The 13968-nt window shown below is 60.3% G+C and carries 10 protein-coding genes; 5 read left to right on the top strand and 5 right to left on the bottom strand.

Annotated elements, in window-relative coordinates:
- The first annotated feature begins 11 nt into the window (after positions 1-11).
- Positions 12-878: a transcriptional regulator HexR gene (gene hexR / locus AB4O16_RS16065; RefSeq protein WP_007954250.1), complete on the top strand. Its 867-nt coding sequence runs from the start codon at positions 12-14 to the stop codon at positions 876-878.
- Positions 879-1097: 219 nt separating this feature from the next.
- The gene (locus tag AB4O16_RS16060) at positions 1098-1307 is read left to right on the top strand and encodes a PA3496 family putative envelope integrity protein (protein ID WP_150716603.1); all 210 of its coding nucleotides are present in this window, start codon (positions 1098-1100) and stop codon (positions 1305-1307) included.
- On the opposite strand, the gene AB4O16_RS16055 is transcribed toward AB4O16_RS16060, so the two are convergent.
- A complete protein-coding gene (locus AB4O16_RS16055; protein ID WP_160388621.1) occupies positions 1249-2211 on the bottom strand; it encodes a LysR family transcriptional regulator in 963 nt (320 codons plus the stop codon). The two genes, AB4O16_RS16060 and AB4O16_RS16055, sit on opposite strands and share 59 nt — an antisense overlap.
- A gap of 190 nt (positions 2212-2401) precedes the next feature.
- Between AB4O16_RS16055 and AB4O16_RS16050 the strand changes: the two genes are divergently transcribed.
- Positions 2402-3817 (top strand): acetyl-CoA carboxylase biotin carboxylase subunit, encoded by a 1416-nt coding sequence (locus AB4O16_RS16050; RefSeq protein WP_046038868.1) that lies wholly within the window; start codon positions 2402-2404, stop codon positions 3815-3817.
- A gap of 11 nt (positions 3818-3828) precedes the next feature.
- Positions 3829-5637, top strand: coding sequence for a sodium-extruding oxaloacetate decarboxylase subunit alpha (gene oadA, locus AB4O16_RS16045; protein WP_160388622.1), 1809 nt, complete (start codon positions 3829-3831; stop codon positions 5635-5637).
- A gap of 326 nt (positions 5638-5963) precedes the next feature.
- Here oadA and AB4O16_RS16040 read toward each other — a convergent pair whose 3' ends face one another.
- From AB4O16_RS16040 to AB4O16_RS16030, 3 genes are read right to left on the bottom strand one after another with little or no spacing between them, the layout of a single operon-like run.
- Positions 5964-6644 (bottom strand): GNAT family N-acetyltransferase, encoded by a 681-nt coding sequence (locus AB4O16_RS16040; protein WP_460155302.1) that lies wholly within the window; start codon positions 6642-6644, stop codon positions 5964-5966.
- A 16-nt stretch (positions 6645-6660) separates the two neighbouring features.
- Positions 6661-7107 carry an N-acetyltransferase family protein gene (locus tag AB4O16_RS16035; protein ID WP_460155301.1) on the bottom strand — a complete coding sequence of 149 codons (447 nt, stop codon included), beginning with the start codon at positions 7105-7107 and terminating at the stop codon, positions 6661-6663.
- A 10-nt stretch (positions 7108-7117) separates the two neighbouring features.
- Complete coding sequence (locus AB4O16_RS16030) at positions 7118-7741, bottom strand: FMN-binding negative transcriptional regulator (RefSeq protein WP_460155300.1); 624 nt, start codon at positions 7739-7741, stop codon at positions 7118-7120.
- A 92-nt stretch (positions 7742-7833) separates the two neighbouring features.
- On the opposite strand from AB4O16_RS16030, the gene pdxR reads away from it, so the two are divergent.
- Complete coding sequence (gene pdxR, locus AB4O16_RS16025) at positions 7834-9387, top strand: MocR-like pyridoxine biosynthesis transcription factor PdxR (RefSeq protein ID WP_160388626.1); 1554 nt, start codon at positions 7834-7836, stop codon at positions 9385-9387.
- 33 nt (positions 9388-9420) lie between these two features.
- Here pdxR and AB4O16_RS16020 read toward each other — a convergent pair whose 3' ends face one another.
- Positions 9421-13950, bottom strand: coding sequence for a hypothetical protein (locus tag AB4O16_RS16020; RefSeq protein ID WP_160388627.1), 4530 nt, complete (start codon positions 13948-13950; stop codon positions 9421-9423).
- Positions 13951-13968 lie beyond the last annotated feature (18 nt).

Below are 13968 nucleotides of genomic sequence, written 5' to 3'. Positions count from 1 at the left end.
AGTCCAGCCCCTTGAATCTGCTGCAACACATCGCCCAGTCTCGCCACCTGTTACGCAAGTCGGAGCTCAAGGTCGCCGACCACGTGCTGCTTGATCCTGCGGCCGTGATGCACAGTTCCATGGCCGACCTGGCCCACAGCGTGGGCATCAGTGAACCGACCATCGTGCGTTTTTGCCGTGCCATCGGTTGTTCCGGTTTCCAGGACCTCAAGCTGAAGCTGGCCCAGAGCCTGGCGGCAGGTGCCAGTTTCGGCCAGTTTGCGATCCATGAAGACGATTCGGTCGCCGACTACAGCCTGAAAATCTTCGACACCACCCTGCATACCCTGATGGAGGTTCGCGAGAAGCTCGATCCTCTGGAGCTGCAGCGGGCGGTGACGCTGATGTCCCAGGCCCAGCGCGTCGAGTTCTATGGCTTTGGCGCCTCGGGTGCGGTCGCGGCGGATGCGCAACACAAGTTCTTCCGCTTGCTGCTGACGGCAGCGGCGTATTCCGACCCGCACATGCAGGCGATGTCGGCCGTGACGCTCAAGCCAACCGACGTGGCGATCTGCATTTCTCAGTCCGGGCGCTCCAAGGACCTGCTGATCACCGCCAACCTGGTGCGCGAAAGCGGCGCCTCGCTGATCACCTTGTGCCCGAGCCAGACACCATTGGCTGAGCTGTCTACGGTCAATCTGGCGATCGATGTGCATGAAGACACCGAAATTTATACGCCGCTGACTTCGCGTATCGCCCACCTGGTGGTGATCGATGTGCTGGCGATGGGCGTGGCCATGGCGCGTGGCCCGAGCCTGGTCAACCACCTCAAGAGCGTCAAGCGCAGCCTGCGCAGCTTGCGGTTGTCGCCCAAGTCGGTAAAAGCGCTGGACGATTGAGCCTGGCTTGAAATGGCTGGAAGGTCGTTCCGACCTTATCGCGAGCAAGCTCGCTCCCACAGGTTCTGCGGCGTGCACGATCAAATGTGGGAGCGAGCTTGCTCGCGATGGCGGCCTCGAATACACCGCAATTTTCATCAGTCTGTAACACCCGAGCCGCCAAACCGTCATCCCTCGCGCCTATCTTGAAACTCCCGTACTCGCCTTGGGAGACTCGAAATGGCCATGCCCTACGAAGAACGCAACAGCGCTGTCAAAACCCGTCGTCAGCAAGAAGATCAGCGCCGCATGGAATTCCGTCGCGCCATCGAAGATCGCTGCGAACGCCGTCAGCTCCTGGCTGAAATTGGCGATTTTCCGGAGTTGGAGCTCAACTTCTGGCAGGCATCTGCCTCGACTTCCCGTCGAAACGCTCAACCAGCGCGCTGATCTGAATCCGCTCGCTACGAATAAACGCCAGGAAGGCGTGAGCCACCGGTGACAGGCGTTTCGCCTTGGCCTGTACCAGGCACCAACTGCGAAACAGTGGCAGCTCTTCGATGGGCAGTTCGATCAGCCCACCGGTTGCCAGCTCAAGGTTCAGGGCGTGGCGCGTCAACAGCGCAACGCCCAGACCTGCCAGTACACATTCACGCTGAGCTTCGGCAGACGAGACTTCCTGAGTCTGGTTGAAGTGCACGCGCTTCTCCTTGAAGTACTCTTCGCATGCAAGTCGCGTCCCGGAGCCTGGCTCACGCAGCAGCAGCGTGTAGGGTTCGAGATCCTGCAGGCGCAGCGGCCCCATATGGCACAGCGGGTGATCCGGGGGTGCCACGGCGACAATCGGGTTGTTCAGGAACGGCAGGAATTCCAGGCCCATGTCCTGAGGCACCATGGACATGATCACCAGGTCGTCGCGGTTGTCCGACAGGCGTCGGATTACCTGGCCGCGATTGACCACCGTCAGTTGCAGGTTCACCTCCGGGTGCTGACGCTTGAATGCGGCAAACAGATGCGGCACGAAATATTTCGCGCTGGATTCCACCGCCAGTTTCAGTTGCCCCTGCAACGAGCCCTGCATGTCCGACAGCTGCATGTCGAGGTTTTCCAGGCGGCCGAAAATATCCCGGCTGGCTCGCTGTAACGCTTCAGCGGCTTCGGTCATGTAGAGTTTTTTGCCGACATAATCGAACAAAGGCTGGCCAACCAGCTCCTCAAGTTGACGAATCTGCAGGCTGACGGCAGGTTGTGTGAGCGACATTTCCTCGGCCGCACGGCTGTAGGAGCGCAAATCACAGACCTCGTTGAAGATCTGCAATTGCCGCAAAGTCATACGCATCAATGACTTACGCATTATCTTGTCGCTCTCGTCGCTGGCTGGTGAATCAACTATAAGTCTTTACTTATGCATGACCCAATTTTTATTCATTTTTGTTAATCCCTTGTGGGCGCTAGTGTGGACCTGCGACTAAATTGAAACATTTGGTCACGCGTCGACCTGGTCTAGCAGGTCGTGGGTACCACCGGCTCAAGGGAACCTCCAAGTGATAACAAAGATCCTGATCGCCAACCGTGGTGAGATTGCCGTACGAATCGTACGTGCCTGTGCCGAAATGGGCATTCGCTCGGTCGCGATCTACTCCGATGCCGACCGCCATGCCTTGCATGTGAAGCGTGCGGACGAAGCCCACAGCATCGGTGCCGAGCCGCTGGCCGGTTACCTGAACCCACGCAAGCTGGTGAACCTGGCCGTGGAGACCGGTTGCGATGCGTTGCACCCCGGTTATGGCTTCCTTTCGGAAAACGCCGAACTGGCGGAGATCTGCGCCGAACGCGGGATCAAATTCATTGGCCCATCGGCTGAAGTCATTCGCCGCATGGGCGACAAGACCGAAGCCCGCCGCAGCATGATCAAGGCTGGCGTGCCGGTCACTCCAGGCACCGAAGGCAACGTGTCGGGCATCGAAGAAGCCCTGACCGAAGGCGATCGCATCGGTTACCCGGTGATGCTCAAGGCCACGTCCGGTGGTGGCGGCCGCGGCATTCGTCGCTGCAACAGCCGCGAAGAACTCGAACAGGCTTTCCCGCGTGTCATTTCCGAAGCCACCAAGGCTTTTGGTTCGGCGGAAGTGTTCCTGGAAAAATGCATCGTCAATCCGAAGCACATCGAAGCGCAGATTCTTGGCGACAGCTTCGGCAACGTGGTGCACCTGTTCGAGCGTGATTGCTCGATCCAGCGCCGCAACCAGAAGCTGATCGAAATCGCCCCGAGCCCGCAACTGACCCCGGAACAGCGCGCCTACATCGGCGACCTGTCGGTGCGTGCGGCCAAGGCCGTGGGCTACGAGAACGCCGGCACCGTGGAGTTCCTGCTCGCCGAGGGCGAGGTGTACTTCATGGAGATGAACACCCGGGTGCAGGTGGAACACACCATCACCGAAGAAATCACCGGCATCGACATCGTTCGTGAGCAGATCCGCATTGCCTCCGGCCTGCCGCTTTCGGTGAAACAGGAAGACATCCAGCACCGTGGTTTCGCCCTGCAGTTCCGGATCAACGCCGAAGACCCGAAAAACAACTTCCTGCCGAGCTTCGGCAAGATCACCCGCTACTACGCACCCGGCGGCCCCGGCGTGCGTACCGACACGGCGATCTATACCGGCTACACCATCCCGCCGTACTACGACTCGATGTGCCTGAAACTGGTGGTGTGGGCCCTGACCTGGGAAGAAGCGATGGACCGTGGCTTGCGCGCCCTCGACGACATGCGTCTGCAAGGGGTCAAGACCACCGCCGCGTACTACCAGGAAATCCTGCGTAACCCGGAATTCCGTAGCGGCCAGTTCAACACCAGCTTCGTTGAAAGCCACCCTGAACTGACCAACTACTCGATCAAGCGCAAACCCGAAGAGCTGGCCCTGGCCATCGCCGCCGCCATCGCCGCCCACGCAGGCCTGTGAGGAATATTCCAATGACTAAGAAAATCCACGTTACCGACACAATCCTGCGCGACGCCCACCAATCGCTGCTCGCCACCCGCATGCGCACCGAAGACATGCTGCCGATCTGCGACAAGCTCGACAAAGTCGGCTACTGGTCGCTGGAGTGCTGGGGCGGCGCGACGTTCGACGCCTGCGTACGTTTCCTCAAGGAAGACCCGTGGGAGCGCCTGCGCCAGTTGCGCGCCGCGCTGCCTAACACCCGCCTGCAAATGCTGTTGCGCGGCCAGAACCTGCTGGGCTACCGCCACTACAGCGACGATGTGGTCAAGGCCTTCGTCGCCAAGGCTGCGGTCAACGGCATCGACGTGTTCCGCATCTTCGACGCCATGAACGACGTGCGTAACCTGCGCGTGGCCATTGAAGCCGTGAAAGCTGCCGGCAAACACGCCCAGGGCACCATCGCCTACACCACCAGCCCGGTCCACACCATCGACGCCTTCGTGGCGCAAGCCAAGCAGATGGAAGCGATGGGTTGCGACTCGGTGGCGATCAAGGACATGGCCGGCCTGCTGACCCCGTACGCCACCGGTGAGCTGGTTCGGGCATTGAAAGCCGAACAGTCGCTGCCAGTGTTCATCCACTCGCATGACACCGCCGGCCTGGCGACGATGTGCCAGCTCAAGGCGATCGAGAACGGCGCCGACCACATCGACACCGCGATCTCCAGCTTCGCATCGGGCACCAGCCACCCAGGCACCGAGTCGATGGTTGCTGCGCTCAAGGGCACCGAGTTCGACACCGGTCTGAACCTGGAACTGCTGCAAGAGATCGGCCTGTACTTCTACGCCGTGCGCAAGAAGTACCACCAGTTCGAAAGCGAATTCACCGCCGTCGACACCCGTGTGCAAGTCAACCAGGTGCCGGGCGGGATGATTTCCAACCTCGCCAACCAGCTCAAGGAGCAGGGTGCCCTGAACCGCATGAGCGAAGTGCTGGCCGAAATCCCGCGCGTTCGTGAAGACCTTGGCTTCCCGCCGCTGGTGACCCCGACTTCGCAGATCGTCGGCACCCAGGCGTTCTTCAACGTGTTGGCCGGCGAGCGCTACAAGACCATCACCAACGAAGTGAAGCTGTACCTGCAGGGCGGCTACGGCAAGGCGCCGGGCACCGTGAGCGAACAACTGCGTCGCCAGGCCATCGGCAGCGAAGAAGTGATCGACGTCCGCCCGGCCGATCTGCTCAAGCCGGAAATGGCCAAGCTGCGCGCCGATATCGGTGCTCTGGCCAAGTCTGAAGAAGACGTGCTGACCTTCGCCATGTTCCCGGACATTGGGCGCAAGTTCCTCGAAGAGCGTGCGGCCGGCACCCTGACGCCTGAAGTGCTGTTGCCGATTCCTGAAGCTGGCGGTGTCGCTTCGGCCGGTGGCGAAGGTGTACCGACCGAGTTCGTCATCGACGTCCACGGCGAAACCTACCGCGTCGACATCACCGGTGTCGGCGTCAAGGCCGAAGGCAAGCGTCACTTCTACCTGTCCATCGACGGCATGCCGGAAGAAGTGGTGTTCGAACCGCTCAACGAATTCGTCGGCGGCGGCAGCAGCAAGCGCAAGCAAGCCACTGCACCGGGTCACGTCAGCACCACCATGCCGGGCAACATCGTCGACGTGCTGGTCAAGGAAGGCGACACCGTCAAGGCGGGCCAGGCTGTGTTGATCACCGAAGCGATGAAGATGGAAACCGAAGTCCAGGCCGCCATCGCCGGTAAAGTCACCGCCATTCACGTGGCCAAGGGTGACCGGGTGAATCCGGGCGAGATCCTGATCGAGATCGAAGGCTGAGTTAACGGCCTCGATACAACGCTTTATACCTCGGGGGAGCATGTGCTCCCCTTTTTTTGGGGTTTCACGGGGTTGGTGGGCGCGGCTTTTTGTGGGGGCTGCGATGGTCGTTAACGATGACGCGTGTAAACCGGATAAACGCGGCGCACTTGAGTCCATCGCCAGCAAGCCGGCTCCTACAGGTATTGCGTGTTTCGGCCAGGACGCGGTTTTTTGTAGGAGCTGGCTCGCCAGCGATGGTCGTTAACGATGACGCGTGTAAGCAGGATAAACGCGGCGCACTTGAGTCCATCGCCGGCAAGCCGGCTCCTACGGGTTTTCCGAGTTCAGGATTTTTGGGGTCTGCATTCGACCAGGCTTTTTGCTTGCCCCGAATCCGTTTGATTCTCATCGTTCAGCCACTGTTCGAACCCGGCGCCAATTGCCGGCCATTCCGAGTCCAGAATCGAGTACCACGCGGTGTCCCGATTTTGCCCCTTGACCACCATGTGTTGGCGGAACACACCCTCAAAACTGAAACCCAATCGTTCGGCCGCGTATTTGGAACGGCCGTTGGCGTTGTTGCATTTCCATTCCAGGCGACGGTAACCCAGGGCAAAGGATTCTTTGGCCAGCAGGTACACCGCTTCAGTGCTTTTCGGCGAGCGCTGCATTGGAGCGCCGAAGGTGACGTGACCGATTTCGATGCGGCCCTGGGCCGGGACGATGGACATCAGGCTGAGAATGCCCTGGACCTCGCCGCTGGCGCGGTCGATCACGCTGAAGAAATACGGGTCGCTGCTGGCCGCATGGTTGTTCAGCCAGTCGTTGAAGACGCTGCGCTCCGGGAAGGGGCCGTAAGGCAGGTAGTCCCATAGTTTCGGGTCGGCGCCGGGACCTTGCAGGGCGTTGAACAGGTCGTCGCCGTGGCGCGCCGGGTCGAGTCTTTCCAGGCGGATATAACGCCCTTCGATCAGTTGAGTGGTGGGAGCCGGGGCGCCTTTCCAGTCGGCGAGTGAAATCGACATGCTGTTCTCCTTGAACCTAGATGGCTTTGCGAAACTGGATGAAACCCGGGCGTTCGGCGATGCGCTCGTAGAGCTGGATCGCGGTGGCGTTGGTTTCGTGGGTCAGCCAGTGGACCTTGTTGCATCCATCGGCCTTGGCCGTGGCGTAGACGAATTCGATCAACTGACGGCCGACGCCGGTGCCACGGGTTTCCGGGACCACCAGCAAGTCCTGCAGGTAGCAGGAGTTTTCGATGGCCCAGTTCGAACGATGGTAGATGAAATGCACCATGCCCACCGCTTTGCCGTCGGCCCAGGCAAGGGCGGCGAGGGTTGGCTCGTTCGGATCGAGCATGCGCTGCCAGGTGCTTTGACTGACGGCATCCGCCAGTTCGGTGTTGTAGAAGCGCAGGTAGGCTTGCCACAGCGGCAACCAGGCCGCGTGATCAGCGGCGGTGACCTGGCGAATGTCGATCTGACTCATGTTGATTTCCTTAGCGCATCAATTGGGCGAGGGTTTGGTCGTTGACGTCGGGGCTGGCGGCCAGGCCTTCGCGCACGCCGGCGATGTCGGCGGGGCTGCGGTTCTGGCTGAGCTTGCGCTTGCCTTCCAGACGGTCGATGGGAATGGCGAAGCCGACGATGGCCTTGAGCATGCCGTCGATGTAGTCGGCGGGGGCATCGGCCACTGACCACGGTTGGGCGCGGCCCGCTTCATGACGGTCGGTGAGGGTGCTGACGATGTCGAGCAGCCGCCCGCCATCGCTGAAGGTTTCCGCTCGGCCATAGGCGTGTACGGCGACGTAGTTCCAGGTGGGCACGACTTTGCCGTGCTCGGCCTTGCTCGGGTAGAAGCCTGGGCTGACGTAGGCGTCGGCACCGGCAAAAATCAGCAGGGCTTCGGTACCGTCGCGCAGGTCTTTCCACTGGGGATTGGCTTTGGCCAGATGCCCGTACAACGTGCCGTTGGTGCCTTGCTCGCAATGCAGCAGCACCGGTACATGGCTGGCTTGCAGGCCACTTTCGCCGTGGGTCACCAATATGGCGAGGCGGGTGGCGAGGATCAGTTCATGCAGTTGGGCCAACTCGTCGATGGCAAAAGCGCGTGGCGTGTACATGGAGATATTTTCCTTGGCGAATGTCTGCATCCTAGGCAGGCTATTGGTCTGTTGTAAGAGCCATTGACGACCAATTTCATAGGTCCATTACCATGACGGATGCGCCGCTTTCCTTGTCGTTCAACCCGGCCGGTATCGAACTCGACCGTCGCCAGGGGCTGAGCCGTCAGCTCTATCAGGCTTTGCGCCTGCGCGTGCTTGATGGACGATTGGCCAGCGGTACGCGCCTGCCGGCCAGTCGTGACCTGGCCGCAGCGCTGGCGATTTCCCGTAACAGCGTGGTGCGCGCCTATGATCAGCTGTACGCCGAGGGCTTCATCGAGGGGCGCGTCGGGGATGGCACGTATGTCGCGCAACTGCCTGAGGCAGCGTTGCCGGCAAAAAAACTATCCACAAAAGTATCCACAGGGTTTTCAACAGGGTTACCCACAGCCTTATCCACAAATTGGCTGGATTTGCCTGTTGATCCATCCAGTAAAGTTATCCACAACGATCCGTTGGCGAGGGTCAAAAACAATCATTTACCCAGCCCGCCAAGCGGTCCGCCCCGGGCATTTCGGGTCGGTGTGCCGGCGTTCGATCTGTTTCCGTTCGAGGTCTGGGCCAAGCTGAATGCGGCTTTCTGGCGTAAACCGGATTTACAGCAGCTGTGTTACGGCGACCCGGCCGGTGATGCGCGCTTGCGCGGGATGGTTGCCGCGTATTTACGCAGTTCGAGGGGCATGCAGTGCTCGGCTGAACAAATAGTGATCACCAGTGGCGCACAGCAGGGAATCAGCCTTTGTGCACAGTTGCTGGTGGAGCCCGGTGACGGGGTGGCGATTGAGAATCCGGGGTATCGGGCGGCCGGTCATGCGTTCGCCGTGGCGGGTGCACGGTTGCATGGGGTCGCGGTGGACAGCGAGGGCATCGATTGCAGTGAGCTGGCGGGGCTCGCTGATTGTCGGCTGACCTACGTGACGCCGTCACACCAGTATCCCACCGGAGTGGTCATGAGTCTGGCGCGACGCCTGGAGCTACTGGCCTGGGCCGAGCGCACTCAGGGCTGGATCGTCGAGGACGATTACGACGGTGAGTACCGTTACAGCGGTGCGCCGCTGGCGCCTTTGGCCGCGCTCGATCGGCAAGGCCGGGTGCTCTACGTCGGCACGTTCGGCAAAGTCGCGTTTCCGGCGTTGCGCCTGGGTTACCTGGTGTTGCCGCCGGGGCTGGTGCAGGCGTTTGCCCAACGTCGCGCGGTGGATGTACGGCACTCCGAGGTCAGCACTCAGGCAGTGATGGCCGAGTTCATGGCAGCGGGGCACTTTCAGCGGCACATTCGTCGCATGCGGCGTGCGGCATTGAGCCGGCGCAATACCCTGCTCAATGGTTGGCCGACGGATATTCCGGGTGTCGGTCCATTACCCACCGTTGCTGCCGGGTTGCACCTGACCGTGCCGGTCGACAGCGTGGCGCGTGAACGCGAGCTGATCGACCTGGCGAGCAGTGTCGACGTCGAGATCAACGGCTTGAGCAGCTATTGGCTGCCCGATTCCACGACGCCGATGGATCAACGATCGGGGTTGGTGCTGGGGTTTGCAGCGGTGCCCGAACAAGCCATCGAGGCAGCGCTGCAACGGTTGCGTGCGGTGTGGCGGGGCCGCTGAAGCGGGCGGGTTGTCAGTCCGCCCGCACAGGTATTAGCGCTTCGGTTCGAGATTCAGAAACAGAGCCGAATCGTTGATGCGCCGCAGCACATAGTCGATCGGCGCCAGGGTAGTCAGTGCCTGGCGACGTTCGGCAGTGAAAGTCTGCAGATGAGAGTCAGCGATTTTCAGGTGCGCAGCGGTGAACCGCTCCGGCGCGGCGTCCAGCGAATCGTAGTGAAAGTGCGCCAGCCACAGCGGCTGATCTTTGTTGCCAATGTCGAGAATCCGGTACTCCTGAAAATAATCCCGGCGCTGTTTGGTCCTGATCCGACCTTGTTCGTTCCTGTCGATCCGGACCTGGCCGTTGTCCAGTAACCATTGCAAATAGGCTTGTCGGGGCTGGCGCTCCTTGAGCAGACTGGCTCTGGTCGTGACACCTTGGGCGCGTAACCGGGTGGCGGCCTCGTTGAGTTCCAAACTCAGGGTAGCCACTGGAAGCCGCGTCCCACTGCGCGCCGTGGCCTGATCGACATTGATCGCTACTTGTTCGAGCCGACGGGCTTGTAGATCGAACAAATCTTGCATGTCAGCAGGGATGCGATTGGGTTTGAAGGCGTCTTTGCGCGTACGCGTAATGAAGCCTTCGACGTCTTCATTCAATGTCAAGGCATTGGCAATCGTGTCGATGTCGTCCAGCGTTTGCACGGGGGCGGTGTGCGGCGCGGCAGGGCGCATTTGGTCGAGAGCCGGCTCCTCGGAGGTCGACGCCTTGGCAGGCACCGGATCTCGAGGGCGACTCTTGGTGACTTTACCTGTTGGGCGTGAAGGGCCGGCAACCGCGGGTTTTGGCGTCTCAGGCAGGGCGATGCTCGCGTTCTCGGGCAACAGCAGACTCAGTTGTTCCTGAGCCAATTGCCGGAACTCACCGATCAAGTTGCGCACCCGCTGGAGTTCTGCTGGCTCTACGTCGCCTGGATATTCGCCGGGAAGATCTTCGAGGCGCTGATCGGTGTCGGCATAGACATCGATCAGCCTGCTCAGGTTTTCGATGCGCAGTGCGACAGCTTCATTGCTGTTCGGGGTTCTGATCATGGCGGCTTGACGTTGGGTGGCGGTCGCAGCCTCGATGATCAACGTACCCACTGTGTCACGCGCGGCATTGGCGCGTGCGGTGTCGGTGCCACGCAGGCACATTTCATGAGACATGCCTATCTCGTTGGATTTCAAGTCCCACTCGGTGAAGGGGGGAAGCTTTTGACGCAGGATTTCTGCGCTGGTCATGCCGGCGCTTCCAAGGGCCTCAAGCCGTTTGAGGGATGTCTGGGACAGTTCCAGGCGAGCGACCATGTCCTGGCTCAACGCCAATACCTCTCTGACACCCTGTATGTGCGTCTGCAGTGCGGCGTTTGATTCAATGACGGTATTACCGCCGAGTTGCCGAGTGAGCTTTGCGTAGGTGTTGCGCTTGACCAAGAACCATAGAACGAGATTTCTCAGCATCTGCGTGGTCATTGCCCGCAGATCATCGAAATAGCCTGCGCTTCCGCCCTTGAGACGCCATTGCTGCAGATTGTTCAACGCCTGGTCGTACTCAGCGATCAGCGTTTCCACCTGGGTGAGGTAACGCTGAGTCGCTTGTTCGATTGCCGGCCCGGTGGCGCCCTTCATGGCTTCATGGGCCTCCTTCAGCTTGGCTGCACCGGCCGCTTCCTGACGTTTGAAGTTTTGAAGAACCGTGGCCAGCTGTTTTTGCTGCTGCTTCTTTTCCTTGCGCTGCGCCTTGAGTTGGCTTTGCAGGCTCTGGCCACCCGCGCCGCCACGCAAGCGCAATCGCGTGTCCACAAACCATTGGCCTTGTTTGTTGTGGACCAGCAGCGGGCCGGTTTTCGCGGGTGTATCCGGGTAAACGATCTGGACCTGTTGATCGTCGTTTTCCAACACCCGGAACCAGCGTTCGCCGACGCGGGCGTAGGTCTTGTCTTCCAGGCGATAAAGAGGCGCGGCATCGCGCAGGAGGGTCTCCAGGGTTGGGGCCTTCAGATCGAGTGCCGGTACTGTCAGGTTCTGCAGATACTCGGCCAGCGCAGTGCCTGATCGATGGGGTACGGAGCCGTTGGCCTCGAGCGAGGAGTAATGACTGGACGGCAATTCGCCGGTCAATGGTGTGGGCAGCAGTGTCACAGTGGGCGTTACCGGTTTGACCGGAGCGCCGCCTGGTAGAGTCGGCACGCTGTCGTTTATTGGTGCAGCCTGACGCCGGCCAGTCTTGCGGCGTACGGCAGCGTGGTGGGCGAGGAGGATGCCCAGGGTCAGCAGCAAATCCCCGACCGCGTTCCACTCAGTGAGCTTGTCGCCGTGCTGGTGGGCATCCACGGCTTGCTCGATTTCATTGATGCTTTGCCAGACCCAGACCGCGGCGCCGGCCGGCCCACTGAGAAAATTCGCGGCGACGTTGAAGAGTGCCCAACCGCTGTCGCGCAGCAATGCCCAGCGTCGTTCTGCATTGGACTGGGATTGGCGATCGGCGAGCTCGGCCATGGTCCTGGCATGGGTCTGGAACAGGGTGGCGAATACATCGCCGGTCAGTTCGGTTGATGACAATTCGACCGGCCCGGCCCAGGCCACGTCTGTCCAGGGTTCGGAGAGTAACTGTGCCCCCAGCCATGGGCTCGGAAGGCCGACGGGGAACGTGTACTGGGCGTATTTGAAGCTGGTATTGGAGTCAGGCAGCCACGCCAGCACCGAGTCCCTCAACTCGCCCGGTTGATGCAGGGCATACAGCAGGTTTTGCGCTGAGGGGATTTGCAGCAACGGCTGTTCGAGCAGCGGACGGTAGAGCAGGCAAGGCCCGGCGTCCGGGTGGCGCGGAGCGATGATGAACATGTTGTCGACGGTGTCGCCGTCAGTGTTGGCGGCGTGGACGAAGCACAAGGGGCGGATGACGATCGGTTGCGGGTGGCCGGGTGTCGGGTTGAGCCATTCGTTTACATAGCGGCAACCCAGCTCATCCACGCCGCCGATGTGGCGGACCTTGGATTCCAGGGCAATCAGCGGCAGCAGCGCGCGCAACTGGCTGATGTAAAAGTGCTCTTGCAGGCTAGCCTGCACCGGATCATCGATCAGCTTGTCCTTGATCAGTCTGGGATACTTCTGGCCAATATCGACCTCGCTCGCGATCTTCGTCAGATACGTCACGTTCAGCCATTCGGGCACAGGTTGCGGCGGATTGAAGCGAATGGTTGCCTGATACGGCGCGGCGTTTTGCAGGGCGTACTCGCCCAGGGTTTCGGTGTGGATGTCGAGGGGGTTGGGCAGCGTCAAGCCACCGGATTCAAAACTGTTGGTGATCGTGATCTCAAGGTTATCGAGGGGCAGCCCGGCGGCAGATGTCTTGTCGGCAAATATCGCTTTGCGCATGCGCTGCTGGGCGAAGGCATCAATCGAAGGGATCTGGAAAAGGTCTTTGTTGGCCTGCTTGTACAGTTTGCCCAATGCGTTGACGGATCGACTGTACTGATCCAGATCAGCGGCCGACGCGTCGAGCAGCCAGTCGGGTATTGAGTTCTCCAGATCATTGCGGGTGTTTTTCTCTTGAACGGTGGTGTGTTCAGGGAGAGCGGACAGCCCGGTACTGTCATCCGCATCAGCAGCGAGGTTTTCGCGGGTGATCGCTGCGATAGCGTCCAGTTGGGTGGTAATCAGGGCCCAGGCCATATGGTCGAAAAAATCACCCTCGGGCTCGAACAACTGCCACTGCAGTTCTCGCCCGGCCAGTTGCTGCTGGATGCGCTCCGGCAACGACTTACCCAATGACTCCATCGAATTGAACGATTCATAGCCACTTTCCACGGTGTACATCATCACCAGATCGCGTTGTTTGTAGCGCCCTGTGAGTACGGCGGCACCACCGAGGACCAGGTGTTGTTTTTTTCCTTTTTCGTCGACGGTGTCGATATCAATCAGGCTGGCCTGGATATCCGCCATCGTCGGTGCATGTTTTTGCCGCTCCGGTTTGTCCGGGTGAAGTGAGACCGCCCGGGCCACATGGCACTGATCGTCATCCCAGCCGTCGACGTGGTGAACATCGAGGGCTTTGCGCAAGGCTTGCGACAGTTCTTGCCAGCGCGGTGCCTGGTGTCCGCTTCCGTTCCAGAAGGCGAGTTGACGTTCCCTGAAGGCAACGAAAAGCAAGGGGGTGTAGTCGTTGAGCAACCTGGCGATGGCCTCGATGTCGAGGTCCAGATGCACAACCGGCGTGGCCTGCGGATTCAACGTCAGGAAGTGTTCACCCTCCAGGTAGTTGGCATTGGCAGCGGTGAAGAACTGACGCACCAGCACCTGGGTCAGCGATTCAAACCGAGTAGGCATTGCCACGAGTGAACCGTCGAGCCATTGCCATCGAGGTGTGGCGAGCATCGTGTGTTCGGGGTCGATATCTCGCTCGGGATACAGCGCCTTGAGGCCCTGGCGCAGCATCTGCGTGGCGACTTCATCGACAGTCGGTCCCTGACTTGTCTGATGGATGACCAGGCTTTTTTTCAGCAGTACCGGTGGCTCGGTAGTCTCGGGGTGTTCAATCATCGTCATTTTCCTTTTTGA

Source organism: Pseudomonas sp. S2_H10 (genome assembly GCF_054668285.1).
The sequence above is the reverse complement of the archived record's forward strand: the minus strand, read 5'-3'. Positions and strand labels throughout refer to the sequence as shown.